Origin of the sequence: Streptomyces sp. WM6378, from assembly GCF_001279695.1 — a bacterium.
Lineage (GTDB): Bacteria > Actinomycetota > Actinomycetes > Streptomycetales > Streptomycetaceae > Streptomyces.
Window position 1 is genome coordinate 1 of sequence record NZ_LGDD01000018.1, and the last position, 23,868, is coordinate 23,868.

Annotated in this window: 23 protein-coding genes, 1 tRNA gene and 3 pseudogenes; 16 read left to right on the forward strand and 11 right to left on the reverse strand. The window is 69.7% G+C overall.

The features are described 5' to 3' along the window. From ADK54_RS03875 to ADK54_RS03890, 4 genes and pseudogenes are all read right to left on the reverse strand, one after another. Window positions 1-270: pseudogene (locus ADK54_RS03875) on the reverse strand (2-oxoglutarate ferredoxin oxidoreductase subunit alpha); the annotation flags it as partial. 316 nt (window positions 271-586) lie between these two features. Beyond that, the gene (locus tag ADK54_RS03880) at window positions 587-1,246 is read right to left on the reverse strand and encodes a response regulator transcription factor (protein ID WP_053724079.1); all 660 of its coding nucleotides are present in this window, start codon (window positions 1,244-1,246) and stop codon (window positions 587-589) included. Window positions 1,247-1,454: 208 nt separating this feature from the next. Next, window positions 1,455-2,713 (reverse strand): annotated as a pseudogene (locus ADK54_RS03885) (sensor histidine kinase). 147 nt (window positions 2,714-2,860) lie between these two features. After that, window positions 2,861-4,026, reverse strand: a pseudogene (locus ADK54_RS03890) (sensor histidine kinase). A 421-nt stretch (window positions 4,027-4,447) separates the two neighbouring features. Here ADK54_RS03890 and ADK54_RS03895 point away from each other — a divergent pair. The 14 genes from ADK54_RS03895 to ADK54_RS03960 all read left to right on the forward strand — a co-directional run bounded on the left by ADK54_RS03895 (window position 4,448) and on the right by ADK54_RS03960 (window position 16,803). After that, window positions 4,448-4,831 carry an NADH-quinone oxidoreductase subunit A gene (locus ADK54_RS03895; RefSeq protein ID WP_107090454.1) on the forward strand — a complete coding sequence of 128 codons (384 nt, stop codon included), beginning with the start codon at window positions 4,448-4,450 and terminating at the stop codon, window positions 4,829-4,831. Continuing rightward, window positions 4,822-5,427: an NADH-quinone oxidoreductase subunit B gene (locus ADK54_RS03900; protein ID WP_053724081.1), complete on the forward strand. Its 606-nt coding sequence runs from the start codon at window positions 4,822-4,824 to the stop codon at window positions 5,425-5,427. The genes ADK54_RS03895 and ADK54_RS03900 overlap by 10 nt, the downstream gene beginning before the upstream one ends. Further along, window positions 5,424-6,533, forward strand: a complete 1,110-nt coding sequence (locus tag ADK54_RS03905) for an NADH-quinone oxidoreductase subunit C (RefSeq protein ID WP_078966112.1) — start codon at window positions 5,424-5,426, stop codon at window positions 6,531-6,533. The genes ADK54_RS03900 and ADK54_RS03905 overlap by 4 nt, the downstream gene beginning before the upstream one ends. Continuing rightward, window positions 6,526-7,494, forward strand: coding sequence for a complex I subunit 1/NuoH family protein (locus ADK54_RS03910; protein WP_053724082.1), 969 nt, complete (start codon window positions 6,526-6,528; stop codon window positions 7,492-7,494). The genes ADK54_RS03905 and ADK54_RS03910 overlap by 8 nt, the downstream gene beginning before the upstream one ends. Then, window positions 7,494-8,078: a NuoI/complex I 23 kDa subunit family protein gene (locus tag ADK54_RS03915; RefSeq protein ID WP_053724083.1), complete on the forward strand. Its 585-nt coding sequence runs from the start codon at window positions 7,494-7,496 to the stop codon at window positions 8,076-8,078. Before ADK54_RS03910 ends, ADK54_RS03915 begins: the two co-directional genes overlap by 1 nt. Further along, window positions 8,075-8,686 carry an NADH-quinone oxidoreductase subunit J gene (locus ADK54_RS03920; protein WP_053724084.1) on the forward strand — a complete coding sequence of 204 codons (612 nt, stop codon included), beginning with the start codon at window positions 8,075-8,077 and terminating at the stop codon, window positions 8,684-8,686. Before ADK54_RS03915 ends, ADK54_RS03920 begins: the two co-directional genes overlap by 4 nt. Then, the gene (gene nuoK / locus ADK54_RS03925; protein ID WP_053724085.1) at window positions 8,686-9,060 is read left to right on the forward strand and encodes an NADH-quinone oxidoreductase subunit NuoK; all 375 of its coding nucleotides are present in this window, start codon (window positions 8,686-8,688) and stop codon (window positions 9,058-9,060) included. The genes ADK54_RS03920 and nuoK overlap by 1 nt, the downstream gene beginning before the upstream one ends. Continuing rightward, a complete protein-coding gene (locus ADK54_RS03930) occupies window positions 9,057-11,057 on the forward strand; it encodes an NADH-quinone oxidoreductase subunit L (RefSeq protein ID WP_053724086.1) in 2,001 nt (666 codons plus the stop codon). The genes nuoK and ADK54_RS03930 overlap by 4 nt, the downstream gene beginning before the upstream one ends. A gap of 3 nt (window positions 11,058-11,060) precedes the next feature. Beyond that, complete coding sequence (locus ADK54_RS03935) at window positions 11,061-12,659, forward strand: complex I subunit 4 family protein (RefSeq protein WP_053724087.1); 1,599 nt, start codon at window positions 11,061-11,063, stop codon at window positions 12,657-12,659. Beyond that, the gene (locus ADK54_RS03940; protein ID WP_053724088.1) at window positions 12,656-14,197 is read left to right on the forward strand and encodes an NADH-quinone oxidoreductase subunit N; all 1,542 of its coding nucleotides are present in this window, start codon (window positions 12,656-12,658) and stop codon (window positions 14,195-14,197) included. The genes ADK54_RS03935 and ADK54_RS03940 overlap by 4 nt, the downstream gene beginning before the upstream one ends. Window positions 14,198-14,475: 278 nt before the next feature. After that, the gene (locus ADK54_RS03945; protein WP_053724089.1) at window positions 14,476-14,931 is read left to right on the forward strand and encodes an MscL family protein; all 456 of its coding nucleotides are present in this window, start codon (window positions 14,476-14,478) and stop codon (window positions 14,929-14,931) included. Window positions 14,932-15,077: 146 nt separating this feature from the next. After that, a complete protein-coding gene (htpX, locus tag ADK54_RS03950; RefSeq protein WP_053724090.1) occupies window positions 15,078-15,941 on the forward strand; it encodes a zinc metalloprotease HtpX in 864 nt (287 codons plus the stop codon). Further along, window positions 15,938-16,330: a YccF domain-containing protein gene (locus ADK54_RS03955; protein ID WP_053724091.1), complete on the forward strand. Its 393-nt coding sequence runs from the start codon at window positions 15,938-15,940 to the stop codon at window positions 16,328-16,330. The genes htpX and ADK54_RS03955 overlap by 4 nt, the downstream gene beginning before the upstream one ends. A 203-nt stretch (window positions 16,331-16,533) precedes the next feature. Continuing rightward, window positions 16,534-16,803 carry a GlsB/YeaQ/YmgE family stress response membrane protein gene (locus tag ADK54_RS03960; RefSeq protein WP_053724092.1) on the forward strand — a complete coding sequence of 90 codons (270 nt, stop codon included), beginning with the start codon at window positions 16,534-16,536 and terminating at the stop codon, window positions 16,801-16,803. 17 nt (window positions 16,804-16,820) lie between these two features. Here the strand turns inward: ADK54_RS03960 and ADK54_RS03965 are convergent, their stop codons facing one another. The 3 genes from ADK54_RS03965 to ADK54_RS03975 form a co-directional block, all read right to left on the reverse strand. Continuing rightward, window positions 16,821-17,489 (reverse strand): alpha-ketoglutarate-dependent dioxygenase AlkB family protein, encoded by a 669-nt coding sequence (locus ADK54_RS03965; protein WP_053724093.1) that lies wholly within the window; start codon window positions 17,487-17,489, stop codon window positions 16,821-16,823. Further along, window positions 17,486-18,007 (reverse strand): methylated-DNA--[protein]-cysteine S-methyltransferase, encoded by a 522-nt coding sequence (locus tag ADK54_RS03970; protein ID WP_053724094.1) that lies wholly within the window; start codon window positions 18,005-18,007, stop codon window positions 17,486-17,488. Before ADK54_RS03970 ends, ADK54_RS03965 begins: the two co-directional genes overlap by 4 nt. 109 nt (window positions 18,008-18,116) lie before the next feature. Next, window positions 18,117-18,605, reverse strand: coding sequence for a YajQ family cyclic di-GMP-binding protein (locus tag ADK54_RS03975; RefSeq protein WP_053724095.1), 489 nt, complete (start codon window positions 18,603-18,605; stop codon window positions 18,117-18,119). Between the two features lie 224 nt (window positions 18,606-18,829). Between ADK54_RS03975 and ADK54_RS03980 the strand changes: the two genes are divergently transcribed. Next, window positions 18,830-18,911: transfer RNA gene (locus ADK54_RS03980), tRNA-Tyr, on the forward strand. Between the two features lie 657 nt (window positions 18,912-19,568). Here ADK54_RS03980 and ADK54_RS45625 read toward each other — a convergent pair. Beyond that, window positions 19,569-19,823: a hypothetical protein gene (locus ADK54_RS45625; protein WP_159047614.1), complete on the reverse strand. Its 255-nt coding sequence runs from the start codon at window positions 19,821-19,823 to the stop codon at window positions 19,569-19,571. Between the two features lie 1,044 nt (window positions 19,824-20,867). Here ADK54_RS45625 and ADK54_RS03985 point away from each other — a divergent pair. Continuing rightward, window positions 20,868-21,683, forward strand: a complete 816-nt coding sequence (locus ADK54_RS03985; protein WP_159047615.1) for a hypothetical protein — start codon at window positions 20,868-20,870, stop codon at window positions 21,681-21,683. Window positions 21,684-22,015: 332 nt separating this feature from the next. Here the strand turns inward: ADK54_RS03985 and ADK54_RS03990 are convergent, their stop codons facing one another. From ADK54_RS03990 to ADK54_RS45630, 3 genes are read right to left on the reverse strand one after another with little or no spacing between them, the layout of a single operon-like run. Beyond that, the gene (locus tag ADK54_RS03990; RefSeq protein ID WP_053724097.1) at window positions 22,016-23,401 is read right to left on the reverse strand and encodes a tyrosine-type recombinase/integrase; all 1,386 of its coding nucleotides are present in this window, start codon (window positions 23,399-23,401) and stop codon (window positions 22,016-22,018) included. Then, window positions 23,401-23,589: a helix-turn-helix transcriptional regulator gene (locus ADK54_RS03995; protein WP_234391912.1), complete on the reverse strand. Its 189-nt coding sequence runs from the start codon at window positions 23,587-23,589 to the stop codon at window positions 23,401-23,403. The genes ADK54_RS03990 and ADK54_RS03995 overlap by 1 nt, the downstream gene beginning before the upstream one ends. A gap of 5 nt (window positions 23,590-23,594) precedes the next feature. After that, entirely contained in the window at window positions 23,595-23,735 is a 141-nt protein-coding gene (locus tag ADK54_RS45630) for a hypothetical protein (protein ID WP_159047616.1), read from the reverse strand. Between the last annotated feature and the right edge of the window lie 133 nt (window positions 23,736-23,868).

Genomic DNA, 23,868 nt, shown 5'->3' on the forward strand with positions numbered 1-23,868 from the left:
GCTCGACACACCCGGCAACGTCCCGGCAGGCGCCCGGATCTCCGCCGGAAAGTTCGGCAACGTCGACAAATCATTGCCGAACGACGCCGTCTCCGACGTGAACCGATCCCCGGTGAGCTGCATACCATCACCCGAATCACCCGCAAAACGAATGATCACACGATCGAGACGCCGGATTTCCTTCTCCCCGGTGGGCCTGCGCTGCTCCCCGACGAGGGCCTCATCGGCTCCGTCGGCCTGCTCGGCTGGGCTACTGACCTGGCTGGTCACTGAACTGGACCTCCCTCGGGCGGGCTGCTCGGGCGCATCCGGCCGACCGGTAGCGCCAAGGCCCACCCTACGTCGGTAAGGGTCGCCTTCCCTGGACCGCTCATATGGTGGACGCTCTTTTGAGACGCCCTAATGCCCTGAATTGCCACGATTTACTCGCCCCCCGGCCCTTCTGCTAAGACGCCCAGCGATCCTTCTTCGGTTCTAGGTCTCACCGTGTCGGGAGCCCCGCGAGCGGAGACTCAATCCGGCCCGGTGACCGAGTTTCGACCCTGTCGGCTGGGTCCCGCTCGATCCTCGACAGGGTGGCAGCCGATCATGAATTGATGTAGGTCAATACCGCGAGCACGCGCCGGTGGTCCCCGTCACTCGGTGAGAGCCCCAGCTTCAGAAAGATATTGCTGACGTGCTTCTCGACGGCGCCGTCGCTGACGACGAGCTGCTTGGCGATAGCGGAATTCGTGCGTCCCTCAGCCATTAGTCCTAGGACCTCCCGCTCGCGCGGGGTGAGGCCCGCGAGCACGTCCTGCTTGCGGCTGCGGCCGAGCAGCTGTGCCACGACTTCCGGGTCGAGCGCGGTGCCTCCCTGGGCGACCCGGACGACGGCCTCGACGAACTCCCTGACCTCGGCGACCCGGTCCTTCAGCAGATAGCCGACGCCCCGGCTCGACCCGGCGAGCAGCTCGGTCGCGTACTGCTCCTCGACGTACTGGCTGAGCACGAGCACCCCGATCCCCGGGTACAGCTTGCGCAGCAGCACCGCCGCGCGCACGCCCTCGTCGGTGTGGGTGGGCGGCATCCGCACATCCGCTACGACGACATCGGGCAGCGCGCCCTGGTCGGCGAACTCTCCCACGGTCTTGACCAGCGCATCCCCGTCGCCCACTCCCGCGACGACGTCATGCCCCCGGTCGGTCAGCAGGCGGGTCAGGCCCTCTCGAAGCAGTACCGAATCCTCGGCGATGACCACCCGCACCCTGTCCTCCACGACTCTGCAGCCCCCCGGGCTCTGTTGGCTTCCCAGGCGCGTGCCGCCGGGGTGCGCGCCCCACAGCTCTGTGCAAGCCATGGCGTTGTGCCCATCCAGCATCCCAGCATCCGGGCAAGAATCGGCCCCCGCCAGGCAAAAACCCCCGACCCCGTGTTTGCGGGGCCGGGAGGTGTGGGCTGGGTCAGTCAGGCTGCTACGCGCGCCACGGGAGTTCCGCCGTGATCGTCGTCGGGCCGCCGCGCGGGGAGTCGACGACGAGGATTCCGTCCACCGCGTCGAGCCGCTCGGCGAGGCCCGCGAGGCCGGAGCCGGCGGTGGCGTCCGCACCGCCGCGCCCGTTGTCGCCGACCTGGAGCATCAGGCGGTCGCCGGCCCGCCACACGTCGATGGAGGCCCGGCTCGCGCCGCTGTGCTTGCTGACGTTCTGGAGCAGCTCGGAGACGGTGAAGTACGCGATGCCCTCGATCGCCGGGACCGGCCGGGCCGGCAGGTCCACCTCGACCTGCACCGGGACCGTGCAGCGGGAGGCGACGGAGGAGAGGGCCGCGTCGAGGCCGCGGTCGGTGAGGACGGCCGGGTGGATGCCGCGGGCCAGGTCGCGCAGTCGCTCAGCTTCTCCTTGGCGAGGCCCAGGTCCATGGCGAGGGCCACGAGGCGGGCCTGGGCGCCGTCGTGCAGATCCCGCTCGATGCGCCGCAGGTCGGCGGCCGAGGTGTCGACGACGACTCCGCGGTCCGACTCCAGCTCGGTGACCCGCTCCTCAAGGTGCGAGGGGCCGAGCAGGCCGATGACCATCACCCGGTCCATCACGGCGAACCCGCGGATCAGCCACGGCACGGCCAGCGTGATGAGCAGCCCGACCAGCGAGGTCAGGGCGATCCTGCCCGGCGAGTCCAGGTACACGTTGTGGTGGTCGTCCCCGTAGAGCTGAAGGCCCGCCTGGCCCGCGTACATCGGGAACACCCACTGCCACACCGGGTACGTGAAGAGCGCCCAGCCGGTCAGCCAGATCGGCAGCGTCGTGCAGAAGGCGAAGAGCGCCCAGGGGAAGTGGAGGACCGAGTACAGCAGGTGGCGCCAGGAGACGCCGCTCTTGAGCACCCCGCCGATCCACGACATGAGGCCGCCGCGCGAGCGGACCGGCTGCGGCTCGGCGATCTCGACCCCGAGCAGCACCCGCGCCCGGGCCCGCTCCATCACGCCGAACGCGCGGCAGCCCAGCAGGGCCACCGCCATGAGGGGGATGCCGATGAAGGTGACCAGGAGTCCGGCGCTGAGCGACACCGCGGTGACGGCCCAGACGAACAGCACGATGCTGATCGGCAGGCTGAGCAGCAGGTAGCCGAACTCGCGGAAGGTCCGCGCCTCGAACGGCGCGCGCAGCACCGGCGGAAGGAGGTGCCGCCGCGGCTCGGGGGACCGCGCCACGCCGTACCCGTACTCCGTGTCCATGGTCATCGGTCCCCGTCCGTCCATTCCTCGTGATGCGCGGCCGCGCGCCGCCCCTCTTACCCACCAGCTTGGCCGGTCGGGCCGGCCCGGACCATGCAGCCGGTCACCCTCTTCGACCGGGGGTTTTCCCTACCCCCGGCCCGCCGGTCAGTCCCGGGGACCCCGGTCGCGCCACGGCAGTTCGGCCGTGACGACGGTCGGGCCGCCGACGGGCGATTCGAGGACGAGCAGCCCGTCCACCGCGCCGAGCCGCTCGGCGAGCCCCGCCATGCCGCTGCCGCCGTCGAGGCGCGCGCCGCCCACCCCGTCGTCCTCGACCTGGATGAGCAGCCGGTCCGCGGCGCGCCACACCTCGACCGAGGCGCCCCGCGCCCGGCTGTGCTTGCTGACGTTCTGGAGCAGCTCGGAGACGGTGAAGTACGCGATGCCCTCGATGGCGGGGGCGGGCCGCGCGGGCAGGTCGACGGCGACCTTGACCGGGACCGTGCAGCGGGAGGCGACGGAGGAGAGGGCCGCGTCGAGGCCGCGGTCGGTGAGGACGGCCGGGTGGATGCCGCGGGCCAGGTCGCGCAGTCCGCCGCCTCCGGGTCTTCGAGCACCTTCTCCTTGGCGAGGCCGAGGCCCATGGCGAGGGCCACGAGGCGGGCCTGGGCGCCGTCGTGCAGATCGCGCTCGATCCTGCGGAGATCGGCGGCGGCCGTGTCGACGACCACGCCCCGGTCGGACTCCAGCTCGGCGATCCGCCGCTCCAGCTCGTCCGATGGCGAGAGCAGCGCGCGCACCATCATCCGGTCCGCGTTGCCGAGCCCCCGCGCGATGAACCCGAGCACCGGCCACGCCACGAACAAGGAGACCAGCGTGACCGTGAAGGTCAGGATCCCCCAGGGCAGCCGCACGAACTCGTACAGCACGTTGCGCCAGGCCACCGGGTCCTTCAGGCTCGTCCACAGCCAGGAGAAGAAGCCGCCGTGCTTGCTCGGGCTCGCCGGGATCGGCGTCGGCTCCTCGATCCGCACCCCGAGCAGCGCCCGCGCCCGGGCCCGCTCCAGCTTGCCGAGCTGGCGCGTGCCGAGCAGACCCACCGCGAGCAGCGGAAGACCGATCACGGTGATGGAGAGACCGAGGCCGAGCACGACCATCACGACGACGTAGATCCAGCCGATCAACGCCATCGGCAGGTTGGCGAGGAGATGGACGATCTCCTTCCAGGTGTGCCGGTCGTAGGCGAACCGCACCGCGGGCGGGGCGGCGCTCTCATCGCGGCCGGCTTGCTGTGCTGGGTACCGCTGCTGGTCGCGGAGGGTCCTGGTCATGCTGCCAAGACTGCCGGGCCGCGATCGGCGGCGCCATGGGGTGCCGCACCGTCTTGTACGGGGGAAAACCCCACCCCGGCGGCCCACCCCGTGAGACGCGCCTGCCAAGGGCCCCCTCAGGGGGTGTCCGATGGGTCATGGCCGGGGCCGCGACGCCTGGCACGGCACCTCGCCGCGTTGCCGAAACGCCCCGAGAGCTCCTCCCCCAAGGCCTTAGGGGCCAGGGGGGACCCCCATTCGGGACGCTCCGGCGCCTTGCGATGCACCGCACCAGACGCCACGACCTACCCGACCCTGACCCATCGGACACCCCCTAGCAGGGCCTAGACTCCCGTCCGTACACAGCGTCGAACAGGGCGCGACGAGATCATCGAGGCCAGGGAGCGAGGGGCGCGACGTGCCGGAACCGACCGTGCGCCAGATGCCGGTGTTGGCTGCCGACTACTTCCACAGCTATTCGGTCGTCGGCCTGCTCGCCGTGGTCGGCGTGCTGTTCGTCGCCATGGCTTTCGGGGCCGGGCGGCTGCTGCGGCCGGTCGTGCCGACGCCGGAGAAACTCCTCACGTACGAATGCGGAGTGGACCCGGTGGGCGAGGGCTGGGCGCACACCCAGGTCCGCTACTACGTCTACGCCTTCCTGTACGTGATCTTCGCCGTCGACTCGATCTTCCTCTTCCCCTGGGCGACCGTCTTCGCGGCCCCGGGCTACGGCGCGACCACCCTCGTCGAGATGTTCATCTTCCTCGGCTTCCTGGCCGTGGGACTGCTCTACGCATGGAAGAAGGGCGTCCTGGAATGGACGTGACGACTCCCGGACCCGAGTCGCAGCCCGTGCTGCTGCCCGAGCCGAAGAAGCTGGGCGTGCTCTCGCGCCTGGCCCCCGAGCCGATGAAGGTGGTCCTCAACTGGGGCCGCCGCTACAGCCTGTGGGTCTTCAACTTCGGCCTCGCCTGCTGCGCCATCGAGTTCATCGCGGCCTCCATGGCCCGCCACGACTTCATCCGGCTCGGCGTGATCCCCTTCGCGCCGGGCCCGCGCCAGGCCGACCTCATGATCGTCTCCGGCACGGTGACGGACAAGATGGCTCCCGCGGTCAAGCGGCTCTACGAGCAGATGCCCGAGCCCAAGTACGTCATCTCCTTCGGCGCCTGCTCCAACTGCGGCGGCCCGTACTGGGACTCGTACTCGGTGACCAAGGGCGTCGACCAGATCATCCCGGTCGACGTGTACGTGCCCGGCTGCCCGCCCCGGCCCGAGGCGCTGCTCCAGGGCATCCTCAAGCTCCAGGAGAAGATCGCCCGCGAGTCGCTCGGCGAGCGGTACGCGAACGCGGCCACCCCGGCCCAGCTGACCAGCGGGCTCGTCGCCGCCCCGCCGACCCCCGGGGAGGGCCAGGCGTGAGTGCGTACGACAGCCTGCCCGACGGCGTCACCGAGATCTTCGGCGCGGAGGCCACGGCGGAGGAGGCGTACGGCCTGCTCACCGTGGACGTGCCCGTCGGCTCGTGGATCGCCGCCCTCGAAATCGCCCGCGACAAGCTGGGCTGCACCTACTTCGACTGGCTGAGCGCCGTCGACGAACCCGGCACGGGCTTCCGGGTCTGCGCCCATGTCGTCGCCCTGGCGGACGGCAAGGTCCGCCGCCTGCTGCTGCGCACGACCGTGCCGCACTCGGCGCCGGTGCTGCCCTCCGCCATCGACATCTACGCGGGCGCGGCCTGGCACGAGCGCGAGACCCACGAGATGTTCGGCGTGGACTTCTCGAACCATCCGCACCTGGTCCCGCTGCTCCTGCCGGAGAACTTCGAGGGCCACCCCCTGCGCAAGGACTTCGTGCTCGCCGCCCGCGTCGCGAAGGCGTGGCCGGGCGCGAAGGAGCCGGGCGAATCGGAACACGGCGGCCCCAAGCGCCGCCAGATGCTCCCGCCCGGCGTCCCCGACCCGAACGAATGGGGTCCGCTGAAGGGCCAACTCCCGCCCGCCCCGGCCCGCCCGGCCAGGACACCGCGCGCGGCGGCCGGTGCCGGTGCGGCCGACCGCCCGGCGCGGGCCGCGGGTGACCGCCCGGTCCGGCGCGCCCGAAGCGTGTCGGAGGGCTCGGCCTCGCAGACGACCCCGGGTGCGGCCGAGGCAGCCAAGACCCCGGACGCGGCTGAGGCGGCCAAGACCCCGGACGCGGCTGAGGCAGCCCCTACTCCTGAGGCCCCCGAGACCGCTGCCGCTCCGCAGGCTCCGGCCGTACGTCCGCGACGCACCCGCAGCGCGAGCGAGGGCTCCGCATCGCAGGCGACCCCGGACGCGGCTCCGCCCACGGAGACCCCGGCCGGACCCGACGCCCCCGCGCCGCCCCGGACGCGCAGTTCGGACGCGCCCTGGCACAACCCCAAACCGGCCTTCGACAAGGGGGAGCGGGAGTCACGGCCCGCCCCGGCCCCCGGAACCGAAGCCCCCGAAGAATCCGACCCCGCCGACACCACCGACCCCGCCGGAGGCGACCCGCGTGAATGACGCACTCGACGTCGCCATCCGGCTGGCCGTCGTCTTCGTCGTGTTCCTGGTCCTCCCGCTCGTCATCGGGCAGACCGAGCACAAGGTGATGGCGCACATGCAGGGCCGGCTCGGCCCGATGTACGCGGGCGGCTTCCACGGCTGGGCCCAACTCGTCGCGGACGGCGTGAAGTTCGCACAGAAGGAGGACGTCGTACCGGCCGCGGCCGACCGGCGCATCTTCCAGCTGGCCCCCGCCGTCGCCCTGCTGCCCTACCTCCTCGTCCTCGTGGCGGTCCCGATCGGCCCGAGCGAGGGCGCGGTCGGCCAGGTCGTCGACGCGGGCATCTTCTTCGTGCTCGCCGTGATGGGCGTGGGCGTGCTCGGCTCGCTGATGGCGGGCTGGGCCTCGGCCAACAAGTTCTCCCTGCTCGGCGGATTGCGCACCGCCGCCCAGCTCCTCGCGTACGAGCTGCCGATGCTGCTCGCCGCCGCCTCCGTGGCGATGGCTGCCGGCACGGTCTCGCTGCCCGGCATCCTCAACGCCTTCCACTGGTGGTGGCTGCCCTGGCAGATCGTCGGCGCCCTGGTCTTCTTCACCGCCGGCCTCGCCGAACTCCAGCGCCCGCCCTTCGACATGCCCGTCGCCGACTCCGAGATCATCTTCGGCGCGTACACCGAGTACACGGGGCTGCGCTTCGCGCTGTTCCTGCTCGCCGAGTACGCCGGCATCGTCGTCCTGTGCGGCCTCACCACCGTCCTGTTCCTGGGCGGCTGGCACGGCCCGTTCGGCGCCGACGGGCTCGGCTGGGTCTGGACCCTGCTCAAGACGGCCGTCCTGGCCTTCGTCGTGATCTGGCTCCGGGTCAGCTACCCCCGGCTCCGCGAGGACCAGCTGCAGAAGCTCGCCTGGACCACGCTCATCCCGCTCGCCCTCGCGCAGATCGCGCTCACCGGCATCGTGAAAGTGGCGATCAGCTAATGGCTATCCCTGGATCCGGCCTCGCCAAGGGCCTCGCCGTCACGCTCCGCACGATGACGAAGAAGACCGTCACCGCGCAGTACCCCGACGTCCAGCCCGAACTCCCGCCCCGCAGCCGGGGCGTGATCGGCCTGTTCGAGGAGAACTGCACGGTGTGCATGCTGTGCGCCCGCGAGTGCCCCGACTGGTGCATCTACATCGACTCCCACAAGGAGACGGTCCCGGCCGCGGTCGAGGGCGGCCGCGAACGCAGCCGCAACGTCCTCGACCGCTTCGCCATCGACTTCTCGCTCTGCATGTACTGCGGTATCTGCATCGAGGTGTGCCCTTTCGACGCGCTGTTCTGGTCCCCCGAGTTCGAGTACGCGGAGACGGACATCCACGAACTCACCCACGAGCGCGACAAGCTGCGCGACTGGATGTGGACGGTCCCGGCCCCGCCCGCGCTCGACCCCGGCGCCGAGGAGCCGAAGGAAGTCGCCGCCGCCCGCAAGGCCGCCGACAAGCTGGCCGCGGCGCAGGCAGCCGAGGCCGAGCAGACTGGGCAGACCGGGCAGACCGGCCCCGAGGGAGGGCAGGCATGAGCGGGATCCTCGCCCAGGCGGCCCTCACCTCGCCGCACGGCTTCCTGTCGCCGACCGGCGTGGAGATCGCGTTCCTCCTCGTCGGCATCGCCACCCTCGCCGCGGCCGTCATGACCGTCACCACCCAGCAGCTGGTGCACGCCGCCCTGTGGCTGGTCGTGGCGCTCGGCGGCCTGGCCGTCGAATACCTCCTGCTCACCGCCGAGTTCATCGCCTGGGTGCAGGTGCTCATCTACGTCGGTTCGATCGTGGTGCTCCTCCTGTTCGGCCTGATGCTCACCAAGGCCCCCATCGGCCGCTCCCCGGACGCCGATTCGGGCAACCGCTGGGCGGCCCTCACGGTGGCCGTCGCCTCGGCGGGGACCCTCGTCTGGGTCGTCGTGGACGCCTTCCGCACGAGCTGGATCGACCTGGACGGCCCGGCCCAGGGCTCCACCAAGGTGTCCGGGGAGATCCTCTTCCGGCACTGGGTGCTGCCCTTCGAGGCGCTGTCCGTACTGCTCCTGGCCGCGCTGGTCGGCGCGATCGTGCTGTCCCGCAAGAGCGCCCCCGGTGACGCCCCCGGCGCCGACGCCGCTGCCGCCCCCCGCGAGACGGAGTCGCGCTGATGCACCTCGCCTACCCCGCCGTGCTCGCCGTCCTCCTGTTCTGCACCGGCCTCTACGGTGTGCTCGCGCGGCGCAACGCGATCCTGGTCCTGATGTCCGTCGAGCTGATGCTCAACGCCGTCAACCTCAACCTCGTCGCCTTCGACGTGTGGCTGCGCGACACCCTCCACGCGGGCCAGGCGCTCACCCTGTTCACGATCGCCATCGCCGCCGCCGAGATCGGCATCGGCCTGGCCATCGTGCTCGCGGTGTACCGCAACCGCGGCACCGCCGACATCGACAAGCTCCGCGACACCGCCGAGGGCACCGGGCCCGACCCGGCGGACCCCGAAGACCCCGCCGCCCCGGCACAGAAGGCTGAGGCCGCCGCGTGACCACCACGACCCTCGCCGTCCTCGTCCCCCTCCTTCCGTTCCTGGGCGCCGCGGCCGGCCTGCTGCTCGGCCGCCGCGCACCCGGCTTCGTCCGCCCGCTCGCGGTGCTTCCGACGTTCGCCGCGTTCGTCCTCGCCGTGGTCGTCGCCGTCGACCAGGGCGGCGGCAAGGCGATCGACGCGGCCACCCGGCTCACCCCGACCGGCTCCGTACCGATCGAACTCGCCCTCCACCTGGACGGGTTCGCGGTCCTCGTCGCCGTCCTGGTCGGCCTGGTCGCCACCTGCGTACAGCTCTACTCGACGGGCTATCTGCGCGACGACCCGCGCTACACCTCGTACGCCGCGCTCGTCTCCCTCTTCACCTCCGCGATGCTGCTCGTCGTCTACTCCGGCGACCTGATGGTGCTCCTGGTCGGCTGGGAGATCATGGGCATCTGCTCGTACTTCCTGGTCGGCCACTACTGGGAGACCCCCGAGGCCCGAGCCGCCTCGCTGAAGGCCTTCCTGGTCACCAAGCTCGGCGACGTCCCCTTCCTGATCGGTCTGTTCGCGCTCGCCACCGACGCCGGTACGTTCCGGATCACCGGCGTCGTCCAGGCCGCCCTGACCGGCGGCATCGACCACCCCACCCTCATCGCCCTGCTGCTGCTCGCCGGTGTGGCCGGCAAGTCCGCCCAGTTCCCGCTGCACACCTGGCTGCCCGACGCGATGGCCGGCCCGACCCCGGTCTCCGCGCTGATCCACGCCGCGACGATGGTCGCCGCCGGTATCTACTTCGTGGCCCGGCTGCTCCCCGTCTTCGCCGCGTCGGCGGCCGCGATGACCGTGCTCGCCGTGATGGCCGCGGTCACCATGGTCGGCTCGGCGCTGGCCGCGCTCGCCCAGGACGACATCAAACGCGTCCTCGCCTACTCGACCATCGGACAGCTCGGCTACATGTCGGGCGCCCTGGCCGTCGGCGACCGCGGGGCCGCCGTCTTCCACCTCCTGTCGCACGGCGCCTTCAAGGCGCTCCTCTTCCTCGCCGCCGGCGTGATCATCCACGCCGCCGGCACCAACTCCCTGACCGCCATGTCCCGCATGGGCGGCCTGGCCAAGCGCATCCCCGACGCGTACTGGACGATGACCGTCGCCCTGCTCGCGCTCGCCGCGATCCCTCCCTTCGCCGGCTTCTTCTCCAAGGAGGCCGTCCTGTCCGCCGCCGAGCACACCGCGCTCGGCGAGAGCCAGGTCGCCCCGTCCGGCGCCGGCTGGACCGTCCTCATCGCCGGACTCCTCACCGCCCTCCTCACCGCCGCGTACGCCACCCGCCTGTGGCTGCTCGCCTTCCGCGGCAGGGGAGCCGAGGCCCCGGACCACGGCCGTCAGCCGGTCGTCATGAACGCCGTGCTCTGGGTGCTCGCCATCCCCTCCATCGGCTTCGGACTCACCACCGGCTACCTCGGCGACTGGTTCGACGGGCACTCCCTCACCCCGGCCGTCACCACCTCCGTCCTGTCCACGGGCCTTGCCCTGGTAGGCGGTCTGGTCACCTACGCCGCCTGGCGCCACACCTCGGCACTGGCCGCCCGCACCCCGATGGGCGCCGTCGCCGCCCATCCCGAGGGCGACGGCAGCCTGGTCGAGGAGGAAGCCATCGCGAGCCACACCGAGGTGTACGGCAGCATCGCGTCCGCCCCGGATCCCGCCGACCCGGGCCGCCTGTTGCTCGGCCCGCTGCACCGCCACGCGGCCACCGGGTTCCACCTGGACGCCGTCTACTCCGCCCTGTTCGTCCGCCCCGTCCTGGCCGCGGCCGCCCTGGTCCGCTTCCTGGACCGGGAGGTCGTCGAGACGTACGTACGCGGTGCGAGCGCCGCGCCGCGCTGGCTCGGCTGGGCCGTCCGCCGTGCGCAGAACGGCAATGTGCAGAGCTACCTCAGCGCACTGCTCGCCGGCTCACTCGTCCTGGCGGCCGCCGTGGTCGTCCTTGCCAACGTCACCGCGGGGTCCTGAGCCGTGATCGATATCAGCGAGTCCGTGATGCAGTTCCTTCTGGCGTTCATCGTCGTCGTCCCGCTCATCGGCGCCGTCGCGGCCCTGCTCCCCGCGCCGCCCGGGCTGAAGGGCAAGAGCCCCGAGCAGGCCGTGCTGCGCCACGGCGTGACCGTGACCGGCGTGACCCTCATCGCCGCGATCGTCCTCGCGCTCGGCTTCGACCGCGGCCACCCGTCGAAGATGCAGGCCACGACGGACATCCAGTGGATCCCGGCCCTGAACGTCCACATCCACCTGGGCATTGACGGCATCTCACTCCCCCTCCTCGTCCTGACCGCGCTGCTGACCTTCCTCTGCGCGCTGTACAGCTACTTCAGGCAGCAACATGAGTGGCTGACGCCACGGGCCGCGGGCCCGTCCCCGAAGGCGTTCGTCGCGCTCCTCCTCGTCCTGGAGTCCGGCACCCTCGCCACGTTCGCCGTCCTCGACCTCGTGCTGTTCTTCCTCGCGTTCGAGATGGTCCTCATCCCGATGTACTTCCTGATCGCCCGCTGGGGCGGGGCCCAACGGCAGGCCGCCGCCTGGAAGTTCATCCTCTACACACTGCTCGGCTCGGTCGTCATGCTGCTCGGCCTGCTCCTGATCGGGCTCAAGTCGGGCACATTCGACATGGTGGCACTGGCCACTGACAACGGCCGCGGGCTGACCACATCCGTGCAGGTCATCGCCGTTCTGGCGATCGGGATCGGGCTCGCGGTCAAGACCCCGATGTTCCCGCTGCACAGCTGGCTCCCGGATGCCCACACCGCTGCCCCGACCGTCGGCTCGGTGCTGTTGGCCGGCGTGCTCCTGAAGATGGGCACGTACGGGTTCGTCCGCATCGTGCTGCCGATCGCGCCGCAGGGCATGCACACCTTCGCGCCCTACCTGGCCGCCTTCGCCGTCGCCGGGATCATCTACGGATCGCTGGCCTGCCTCGCGCTCGCCAAGCAGGGCAACAGGGGCGACCTGAAGCGGCTCATCGCGTACTCCTCCGTCGGCCACATGGGCTTCGTGCTGCTCGGCATCTCCTCGATGACCCCCACCGGCGTGAACGGCGCGCTCTTCGCCAACATCGCCCACGGCCTCATCACCGGGCTGCTGTTCTTCCTGGTCGGCGCCCTCAAGGACCGCTACGGGACCGCCGACCTCGACACCCTGGCCGGCGCCACCGGAGCCGCTCTCTACGGCCGGGCCCCGCGCCTGGGCGGACTGCTCGCCTTCGCCGCCGTCGCCTCGCTCGGACTGCCCGGACTCGCCGGATTCTGGGGCGAGATGCTCGCCATGTTCGGCGCCTTCGAGCCGGCCGCGGGCCTCAGCCGCCCCGCCTACCTCACCTTCGTGGCGATCGCCGCCTTCGGCACCCTGCTCACCGCCGCGTACCTGCTGGTCGTCGTGCGCAGGGTCTGCATGGGCGGCAAGCCGGCCGAGGGCCCACGGCTCGCCGACATCCAGGGCTACGAGTTCGCCGCCTGGAGCCCGCTCGTCGCGCTCACCGTCCTCGCCGGGCTCTGGCCCGCGGTCCTCCTCGGCCTCACCGACCCGGCCGTCCAGAAGCTCCTCGCAGGAGGCAAGTCGTGACCCCCGACGTCACCACCGCGGCGGCCGGCACCGCAAGCCTGGTCCAGTCCGTCGACTGGGTCGCGATCGCGCCGCCCCTGATCGCCGCGGCCGTCGCCCTGGTCGTGCTGCTCGCCGACCTGTTCCTGCCGCCGTCGCGCAAGCCGCTGCTCGGCTGGATCACGATCGCGGGCCTGGTCGTGGCCCTCGCCTCGCTCGCCCCGCTGCGCACCGGCAGCCGCTCGACGTTCTGCCTGACCGCGAACCCGGACGCGTGCAGTTACACCGTCGATCAGTTCGCCTTCGTCATCCAGGCACTGGTCCTCGGCGGCGCCCTGCTGACCGCGCTGCTCTCGGTGCGCGACACCAAGGAGAGGCTGCCCGCGGGCGAGTTCTGGTTCCTGCTCCTTTCCTCGGCGGCCGGCGCGGCCCTGCTGCCCGCCGCCCGCGACCTGGCCACCCTCGTCGTCGCCCTGGAAGTCGCCTCGCTGCCCGCCTTCGCCCTCGTCGGCCTCAAGCGCGGCGACCGGCTGTCCTCCGAGGCGGCCCTGAAGTTCTTCCTGTCCTCGGTCACCGCGACCGCCGTGATGCTGCTCGGCGTGAGCTTCGTGTACGCGGCGACCGGCACCCTGCACCTCACGGAGATCGCCACCAAACTGGCCACCGTTCCGGGCCAGTTGGACACCGTCGCCAAGACCGGCGTCGTCCTGACCCTGGTGGGCTTCGCCTTCAAGACGGCCGCGGCGCCCTTCCACTTCTGGGTGCCCGACACCTATGTGGGCGCGCCGCTGCCCGTCGCCGCCTACCTCTCCGTCGTCGGCAAGGCGGTCGGCTTCTCCGGGCTCATCCTGGTGACCGTCGTCGCCTTCCCCTCGTACGCCGACGTGTGGGGCCCGGCGCTCGCCGTCCTCGCCGCGCTGACCATGACGGTCGGCAACGCGGCCGCCCTGCGCCAGTCCGCCACGCGTGCCCACAGCGCGGTCCGGCTCCTCGCCTGGTCCTCGGTCGGCCAGGCCGGCTACCTCCTGGTGCCGATCGCGGCCGCCGCGTACTCCAGCGGCGACCAGGTCGGCGCCACCGTGGCGTACGCCCTGATGTACGCCGTCGTGAACCTGGGCGCGTTCGCGGTGGCCGCCCTGGTGGCCCGCGGCAAGCCGCTGAACCGCCTCACCGACTACCGGGGCCTGTACGCCGAGCGCCCCCTGGCCGCGCTGGCGCTGGCCTTCTTCCTGCTGTGCCTGGCCGGTCTTCCGCCGGGGATCATCGGTTTGTTCGCCAAGGTCACCGTCTTCTCGGCGGCCGTCAACGCGGGGCTCGGCTGGCTCGCGGTCGTCATGGCGATCAACGTGGTCGTCGCCCTCTACTACTACCTGCGCTGGACCGCGATCCTGTTCCGGTCGCCCGAGGCCGCCGACGAGCCGTCGGAGGCGGTGCGGCCCGCGCGCCCGCGCGTCCCGGCCACGCTCACGGTCGCCATCGCGCTGACCGCGTTCGTAGGCGTCGTCCTGTCCGGCGCCCCCCAACTGGCCCTGCACTTCGCTTCGGTCACCCTCTTTTAAGGACGCGCCAAGGACACGCCCGCGTCAAAGGAAAGCCTGATGGAGCCGCGCCCTCTTTAGAGGGGCGCAGCTCTTCCATAGGCACGCGGCAGGGGATCGCAACGGCTCTGCCCTCGACATGCCCCCATTGCGGCCGCGAATCCGTTTTGGCAAGCCCCCTGCCAGGGCACGGTTTGGTCCGGAAGCCCCTGAGAAGGCACTGTCGTACGCGCACACCCAAGTGCGGACGTGCGTACGACGACGCAGAACCAAGACGACACACAACAGGGAGCAGAGCGGTGCTGAGCGGGTTCAAGGACTTCATCCTGCGCGGGAACATAGTGACGATGGCCGTCGGTCTGGCCGTCGGATCCGCCTTCACGGCGGTGGTCACGGGCTTCAGCACCGCGTTCATCACCCCGCTGATTGGCCTGGCCACCAGCTCGACCGGCGACTTCAGCACGGCGACCTTCACCGCGGAGGGCGTGACCTTCCCCTACGGGAAGTTCATCGGCGCGGCCATCGCCTTCGTGATCACCGCCGCGGTGCTCTACTTCCTCGTCGTCGTGCCCATGATGAAGGTCCAGGCCCGCCTCGACCGGGACAAGCCGGTGGACATCAAGGCCGCCCTGCGCGACTGCCCCCGCTGCTACTCGCAGATCCCCGGCATCGCGACCCGCTGCTCGCACTGCACCAGCGAAATCGAGCCCGACGCGAAGGCCCTGGAGATGGCCGGACTGCCCGCCCCGCGCTGATCCGACCCGTACGGCGTAACGCGCCCTCCAGCGCGCACAAGGGAACTAGCGTCCCCCGCCTGGCGTTGACCAGTACGGGAGAGTCCACTGGAACGTGGAAGGACGACCAGCGAAGGCTCCCCGCCGCACCACTTGGAGGGCGTACCGTGCACCGCCGGCACAACGGGCTGAGGACAGCTGTCCTCCTTGGAGGACTGTCCGCGCTCATCATCGTCATCGGCAGCTTCTTCGGCCGCGGAGGGCTGATCATCGCGCTTCTGGTGGCGCTCGGCACCAATGCCTACGCGTACTGGAACAGCGACAAGCTGGCGCTGCGGGCCATGCGGGCGCGCCCGGTCAGCGAGTTCGAGGCCCCCGCGCTCTACCGGATGGTCCGCGACCTCTCGACGCAGGCGCGCCAGCCGATGCCCCGGCTGTACATCTCGCCGACGCAGGCGCCCAACGCCTTCGCGACGGGCCGCAATCCCCGCAACGCGGCCGTGTGCTGCACGGAGGGGATCCTGCAGATCCTGGACGAGCGGGAGCTGCGCGGCGTGATCGGCCACGAGCTGAGCCACGTCTACAACCGCGACATCCTGATCTCGTCGGTCGCCGGCGCCCTCGCCTCGGTGATCATGTTCCTGGTCAACTTCGCGTGGCTGATCCCGGTCGGCCGCTCCAACGACGACGAGGGCCCCGGCATCGTGGGCATGCTGTTGATCATGATCCTGGGCCCGCTCGCCGCCTCGGTGATCCAGCTCGCGATCAGCCGCTCCCGGGAGTACGAGGCGGACGCGTCCGGAGCCCAGCTCACCGGCGACCCACTGGCCCTGGCCAGCGCCCTGCGCAAGCTGGACGCGGGCACCAAGCAGCTCCCGCTGCCGCCCGAGCCCCGCATCGAGACGGCGAGCCACATGATGATCGCGAACCCCTTCCGCCCCGGTCAGGGAGTGTCCAAACTGTTCTCGACCCACCCGCCGATGGCGGAACGCATCGCCCGACTCGAACAGATGGCAGGTCGCCGCTCATGAAGACAATCCTGAACGTCATCTGGCTGATCCTGTGCGGCTTCTGGATGTTCCTCGGCTACATGTTCGCGGGCCTGCTGCTCTGCATCACGATCATCGGGATCCCGTTCGGCATAGCGGCATTCCGCATCGGCCTGTACGCCCTCTGGCCGTTCGGCTACACGGTCGTCGACCGGGCGGGCGCGGGCGCGCCGTCCTGTGTCGGCAACGTCCTGTGGCTGATTCTGGCCGGCTGGTGGCTGGCGCTCGGCCACATCTTCACCGGCATAGCGCTGTGCATCACGATCATCGGCATCCCGCTGGGCATCGCCAACTTCAAGCTGATCCCCGTGTCGTTGCTGCCCCTGGGCAAGGAAATCGTCCCCACGGACCAGCCGTTCGCCACACGCTGAGCCGAGCCGGGCCGAGACCGAGACCGAGCCCGAGCCCGGGCTGAGCGGCGCGGCCGGTCCTGTGGCCTGGGCCGCACCCGGCAGACGGGGTGCAACCGTGCGCGCCCTTGAGGCGTCTTCCCCGGTGAACCGAATGGTTGCGGGGTTACGCAATACGGCAGATGCCCCGCGCAGCGCGTACGTACGAAAGGCAGGTTCCCGGCATGGGCATCGTCAGCTGGATCATTCTCGGCCTGCTCGCCGGGGCGATCGCCAAGATCCTGCTCCCCGGCCGCGACCCGGGCGGCCCGATCGGCACGACCCTCATAGGCATCGCGGGAGCGTTCGTCGGTGGCTGGATATCGGCCCGCTGGCTGGACCGCCCGATCGCCAACCACTTCTACGACGGAGCCACTTGGGCGGCGGCAATCGGCGGCTCGCTCGTCCTGCTGATCATCTACCGCATCCTGTTCGGCAACTCGCGCAGCCGCTGATCCATGGGCGAGGCGGACTAGGCGAGCCCGGTCTCGCGCAGGGTGATGTTGAGCCGGCCGCCGGTCAGGCCGGTCGCCGGATCACCCGTCCCCGGCATCACCTTGGGCACACCGTGGTACGCGAACCGGGACGGCCCGCCGAAGACGAACAGGTCGCCGGAGCTCAACTCCACATCCGTATAAGGACGCCCGCGGTTCTCGGTGTTGCCGAACCGGAAGACGCAACTGTCCCCGATGCTGAGCGAGACCACAGGCGCCCCGGACTTCTCGTCCTTGTCCTGGTGGAGCCCCATCTTCGCGGCGCCGTCGTAGAAGTTGATGAGCGCGGTGTCGGGGGAGTAGCGCTCGGCCGCGCCCGGATCGTCGTACGCCGCCGCGACTGCGGAGCGCCCCAACTCACCTAGCCAGTCAGGGAATTGGGCCACGGGAAGCCCGTTCACATCCGTCGCGGTACGGGTGTACCGGTAGGGCTGCCAGTGCCAGCCGACGCACACCGTCCGCACGGACATGACACCGCCGCCCGGCAGCATGGTGTGGCGGATCGGCACGGGCCCGCGCGCCCAGGCCCGGCAGGCGGCGACGAGCTCCCGCTGTCGGCCGGCCGAGAGCCAGCCCGGCACGTGAACGGCCCCGGGCGCGATCTCGACCCGCGCGGGCCGGGGCAGCGAGAACAGCCCCTCACTCACGGCGTCAGGGTCGGGCTGAGAGCGCCTTCGAGCCCGAGCAGCGCCTGCTTGCGCTCAATCCCGCCGGCGTACCCCTTGAGGGAGCCGTCGGAGCCGATCACGCGATGGCAGGGCCGCACCACGAGCAGCGGGTTCCGCCCGATGGCGGTGCCGACCGCCCGCACCTGCACGGAGGAGGCGCCGATGCGCCGGGCGATCTCCCCGTACGAGGCGGTCGTCCCGTACTCGATGGCGTCCAGCTGGGCCCAGACCCGGCGTTGGAAGTCGGTGCCGGGGGCGTCGGCCGCGTACTCGATGTCGAAACGGGTCAGCTCACCGGCGAAGTACGCCCGCAGCTGCGCCGCAATGCCGGCGAAGGCCTCGGGCGCGAGCCGCCACCCGTCCTGGACGACGGCGCCGCCCTTCTGCCCCGGCACGGAAAGCGAAACCAGCGCGGTCCCGCCCGGCGCGGTGGCCGACTCCACCCCCACGAGCAACAGCTCGCCCAGGGGGCTGTCGAGGGTCGCATAGACAGTCATCGCACTTTCCTTCCCTTGCGTACGACACCGAGTCTGCGACCCCCGCCCACCGAATGCTGGCGGAAATCGGACAGCGCGCCCGGCCGCCCGGCGAACGGCGTGAGCCGGTTCAGCGGTAGTTCACGAACTGGATGGCGAAGTCGAAGTCCTTGCCCTTGAGCAGGGCCTGGACGGCCTGGAGGTCGTCGCGGCTCTTCGAGGAGACGCGCAGCTCGTCGCCCTGCACCTGCGCCTTGACGCCCTTGGGGCCCTCGTCGCGGATGACCTTGGCGACCTTCTTGGCGTTGTCCTGGGAGATGCCCTCCTCGATGGAGGCGGAGATCTTGTACTCCTTGCCGGACAGCTGCGGCTCGCCCGCGTCCAGCGACTTCAGGGAGATGCCGCGCTTGATCAGCTTGGTCTCGAAGATGTCGAGGATCGCCTTGACCCGCTCCTCGCCGTTCGCCTGCATCAGGATCTTCTCGCCGGACCACGCGATCGAGGCGTCGGTGCCCTTGAAGTCGTAGCGCTGCGAGATCTCCTTCGCGGCCTGGTTGAGGGCGTTGTCGACCTCCTGCCGCTCGACCTTCGAGACGATGTCGAAACTGGAGTCGGCCATGTCCTGTGGCTCCTTGGATCGGGTGCGTGTCTGTGCGCACGACCCCTGCGGCCGAGCGCGCGGCGACCCGGCCCCACTGCCGAACCACCGCCCCAAAGCCTAGTCACCCCATGCCCGGCAGACGGCTGATCAATGGGGTGGCGAAGCACCCCTGGGCATCGGGTATCGTTTACGTCGTTGCCACGGAGCACCGCGAGAGCGGGAAACCGGCGGCGACATCCCATGGCGGTGTGCCCGAGTGGCCAATGGGAACGGACTGTAAATCCGTCGGCTCTGCCTACCCAGGTTCGAATCCTGGCGCCGCCACACTGGGTGAGACCCCTGGTGACCTGCAGAAATGCAGGTCACCAGGGGTCTCTTCGTTGTCCGGTGGCGATCTTTCGAGTGGAATCGAAAGAGGGTGACGTGTCTCACTCTGTACCGCGCGGATCCGGCGGCTGACCAGGGCGTGCGGGCCATACGCGGGCCAAGCTCGGAGCCGGCGGGTGAGATGCCCCCTGCTGATTCGCCTGTGTCCGGGAGCGGCTCCGCCGGGCGCGCTCCCGGTGCCGCTCGGGGCGCCGCTCCTGCCTGCGGCCCGCTCCGCCCCGGCTGCACCGACGCGCGCCCACATGGATAGGCCCGGGGGCATGAGTCGCGAACCCAAGACGCCATAACCACCGGTCAAGACGATGCCTCCCGGCGGAGGATCAGCCGACTCCGGGATGGAGGGGGCGCCGTTGCCGAGTGCCGGCCGAACGTGGCTGAGGCGGGGAGCTCCCATCCCGTCTGCCATCGACCCAGGCAGAGCCGAGCAGACGCGGCCCATGGCGTCCAGGTCGTTCGTACAGTGGCGCGCTCCACCTGGACGCCATGAACCACGCCCGCTCCACAGACGTGTGGGTCGACGGCAGACGGGATGGGGGCAGGGGTGAGTGGTGGGGTGGGGATGTGACGCTCACATCCCCTATGCCCCAAAGAGGCTCACTGCCAATGGTGCCAGCCGTAGAGCGCGAGCACGCCGATGCCAACCACGCTGGCCTTGACCGCGACGCGGACCAGCTCATCAGCAGCGGAATACAGAAGTCGACGGACCTGGCGGCGCGCAGCGTGCTGCGTCAGGCGGGTACGCAGACTGTCCGCGTTGTTCCTTCGCAGAGTGCAGCGCCTGCCGATGCGGCCCTTCTTTGCCCCGGGGCAGTGGGGCTTCTTCCCCTTAGACTTCCGTTTGTCGGACACGTTGGTCTCCTAGATCAAAGTCTCTGACGGTGATGACGGCCTCCTGCTTAGGACCAGGGGGCCGTTCCCCATTCGGGGAGGCCCTGTAGCCGCGCTCCAGACATTAATCCGCTGACACCAACTCACCTAACGTCTCTGACCTGCGAATACTCAGGTCTCCCATGTCCATCAATTGGGCGTGTATCAACATGTGTTGATGGAACCTTCTCCAGAGAGCACCGATGGACCACAGGACGAGTTCCCCCGTCGACTCATGCGCGTGGCTGTGCGAAGGATTAGCGAGGACAGGGGGGCTACGACATTGACAGATCGACTTGCAGTGGCAGCTGAACTACGCACCGAAGCGGAACTTCGGGTCGCTACGGAAGTCGATCGATGCCGGAGGTCAGGCATCTCCTGGGCGGACATTGGTGCAGCGCTAGGCACCTCAGCGCAGGCCGCCCACCGGAGATACAGCAATGCCTTCGCACCTACGGATCCGGAGGACCTTCTGGACGAGGTGCTGCGTGAAGCTCCGGGTCGGCAGGACACATCAGCGGAGTCTTAAGGATCACGTCAAGGCCGTGCCCCATCCGTGCCCGATAGGCCGGGAACTTACGGGGAATCACGGTCACCAACAGGCAGCACGCACGATGAAGGCCCCCGACCGATATTGCTGGTCAGGGGCCTTCATCCACTGCGGTGGGTGTGGGATTTGAACCCGCGGTGACATCGCTGCCGCGACGGTTTTCAAGATCGTTCGATACGGGTCAACGCCTGCCGCTGCCCTGGGGCCAACCGTCACGCCCGCGCCTTTCTCGTCGCTGTCCCCGCACGGCACCTCACACCCGATGGGCTTATCCCTCATCTTCCACGAGATCCAAACGGACTACTAGGCTCATGAAGAACTGGCCACGTCTTCAGGGAGTGCCCGTGTACTGCTTTCGGCTCCCCTTCGTAATGCCGAGCCGTACTCTGCTCGGACTGACCGAAAGTCAGTTTCTCCTGGGGGACGAGGGAGCACGCCGGGTTTGGCTAAAGCCCATCGGGGACGACGGTCAACGCTTGTGTGACGCCACTAACCTCGTGCTCCGGGGCGAGGGCTACACCACCCAGGACGAAGCTGCCCGGGAGGGTGAGCGGTGGCGGGACGTTATTAGTCGCGCCTTCGCCCGGGTCCACCTCGCCGCCGACTTCGGGGATCGACAGCCCGGCGGGGCCCTGACCAAAGCTGGCGAGGCGTGGCTTGCCAAACGAGCGGGACATCCTGTGTTGGGACAGCTGCCCGGTGTCACAGTCTTTGAAGATCAGCCGGGCCTTCGATTCGCCGCGCCGAGCATTGCGCTGTGCAAGCGCCCGTCGGAGGAGCGGAACCGCGTGGTGCTCACGCAGGCCGCACAACTCTATGACCCGCTGGACGGCCCTGAACGGCTGGCCTTCGACCTGTACAGCGGCTCCTTCTTCCAGCCATCAGCGGACTCAAGGCTTCTGATGCTGACGATGGCGATTGAGACCTTGCTCGACCTCCAGCCCCGCTCGGATGCCGCCAAGGCGCACGTGACCGCGATGATCCAGGCCACCGAAGCCAACGCAGACCTCACACCCGCTGAGCAGGAGTCACTACGAGGGAGTCTCAAATGGCTGCGGGATGAGTCGATCGGGCAAGCCGGGCGACGACTGGCCCGATCCCTGGAGCCTCGCACGTACTTGGGTAAAGCTCCGGCGGCCTTCTTCACCCGCTGTTACGAGATGCGTAGCGCGCTCACGCACGGGTACGTGCCACGCCCCAATCATCATGATGTAGACCTTCTCGCCGCTAGTCTCGAGTTGTTCGTCGGCGACCTCCTGGCTGGACGCCTTCTTACCGAAATACCTGACTGACACTTGGCACGGTCGACGTCTCCCGGTCGCGGGAGCTCGGATGTCGGACAACAGGTAAGTACCGCAACCACAACAACCGTCCCCGTCCGCTACCGTCTCTCCGGGGCCGCGTAGCTGCCAATATGACCGCTGCTGACCGATCCGATTAGAGCTACGGATCAGAGCTGCCCGTGCCTCTTCCGTGCCGAATCGATCGGGAACTGACGGAGAACCACGGGGTCTGACGGACGGCGCGCACGAGAGCGGCCCCCGACCGATTCACCAGGTCGGGGGCCGCTCATCTGCGGTGGGTGTGGGGAGGGAGGGGACAATGTTCGCCCGGGGGCGCTGAATCACGTCTCGGTCGAGCCGCCCCACTCTTCCAGAGCCGCTTCGATTCGCTTATTCGCACGGCCCTGGGACTGGGCGAGCACCTTGGCGTAGATCCGGAACATCACTGCCAGGCTGTGGCCGGCGCGGCGGGCGGACTCTGCCGGGTCGACGCCTGAGCTGAGCCAGAACGAGATTCCGGCGTGGCGGAGGTCGTAGGGGCGCTTGGCCAGGAGCGATTCCTGGTCGGCCTGGGGCAGGGCCTTCTTGCGGGCTTCCGCCCACACCTCCCCGTAGCCGCTTTCCTGGACCACGCCGCCGCGCAGGGTCTGGAAGACGCGGCCGTCCTTCGCGGTGCCGTGGGCCGTGATGTGCTTCCGCAGCATCTGGACGAACACGGGCGGGATGGGGACGGGGCGTGATTCGTTCGGTGCTCGCCACTTCAGGCTGCGTTGGTCGTGCGCGGTTCCGTCGTCGGTCCATTCCTTGCCGACGCGGACCAGGCCGTTGCGCAAGGTCAGAGTGCCCCAGCCCTTCTCCGGCAGATGGCATTGCTGGACGCGGAGGTTCTTCACCTCGGAGGGGCGCATGGCCGCGTGATACATGCAGCCGAAGAAGGCTTCCAGCGTCTCTCCCCGTCTGCCCTGCTCCCGGACCGCACGGAGTAGCTCTCTCACCTGGCGAGGGTTCGCGACCGACTCAGGGTCGACCTCTTCCGATGTTCGCGGGGGCTTCCAACTCAGCGAGTCCAGCGGGTTGTTCAGGGTGGAGAAAAGCTTGGATTCAGCGGCATACGTGAGCGTTTGGTTGAAGCAGACCTTCTTGCGACGGGCCGTTCGGGCTGCCGCCGGTTTGCCATCGAGTGTCGTGCTGAGCGCGTGGAGGGCCTTCCGTAGCACAAGGGGGTCTTCCAGGTCGGTCACGGAGATCGAATGCTTTTTGATCCAGTCCAGGGCCTCGCGCCACTCCTTGCACGGCTCTTGTTCGCGAGCCTTCTTGTTGTAGGCCCAGCTGTAGAGCGCCCGGCGCAGCACGCGGTGGTCGTGGCGGCCTGCTTCGGTCTTCACCAGCGCCGGTGTGATCGAGGCCAGGGCATCGGCGAGGCTCGGTCGGGACTTGGCCGGCGTGCTCTCCCACTTCATGTCGATGAACTTCAGCGTGTGCTCGTACCAGGTGACGGCTTGCCTCTGCTTGCGTAGTTCGGAGAGAGGCAGTCGGGTGTCCAGGTCGAATGCTTCGCCGTTGCGTGCTGCCGTGATGAGTTCGGCCTTGCGGCTTTCGGCCAGAGGTTTCGTCAGGTAGGACTCGGACTTCTCGCGCCCGCCCACGGCCCATCTGACCTCGAACGGCTTTCGACGGCCTGTGCGCTCGCGGATGTCCCAGAAGCGGACGTTGTAGCTCGTGGGCATCAGTGAGTGGGCTCCTCGTGGCTGTCCAGCCAGGCGTCGAAGTCCGAACGGCGAAAGCGGAGATGGCCGTTGGGTAGCTTGATGCACTTGGGAGCTTTGCCGCGGGCGCGCATGCGGTAGAAGGCGGCGCGGGACATGTCGAGTTCGTCCAGGACGTCGGCGAGCTTCATGTGGCGTATTCGGGGCAAGGCGATCAGGCACCCTTCGTCGGCGAGTTGGGGGCGGGCGCGAGGTCGCATCCGGGGTGGGTGGTTTCGCCGTACGCGGCCATGGCGCTGTCGAGCGGCAGGCGGCAGGCGGTGCACAGGAGGGTGGGATCAGAGAGGTGCTGCATTGCAGCGTCCCCAGCGGTCCCAGCGTCCCCCCGGTCGTGTTCGTGCAGGTCAGGGGTAGCGCTGTGGGGGGACGCTGAGAAGAGGGCAGCGTCCCCCTCAGCGGTCCCAGCGTCCCCCCGGGCGGGGCGGGGG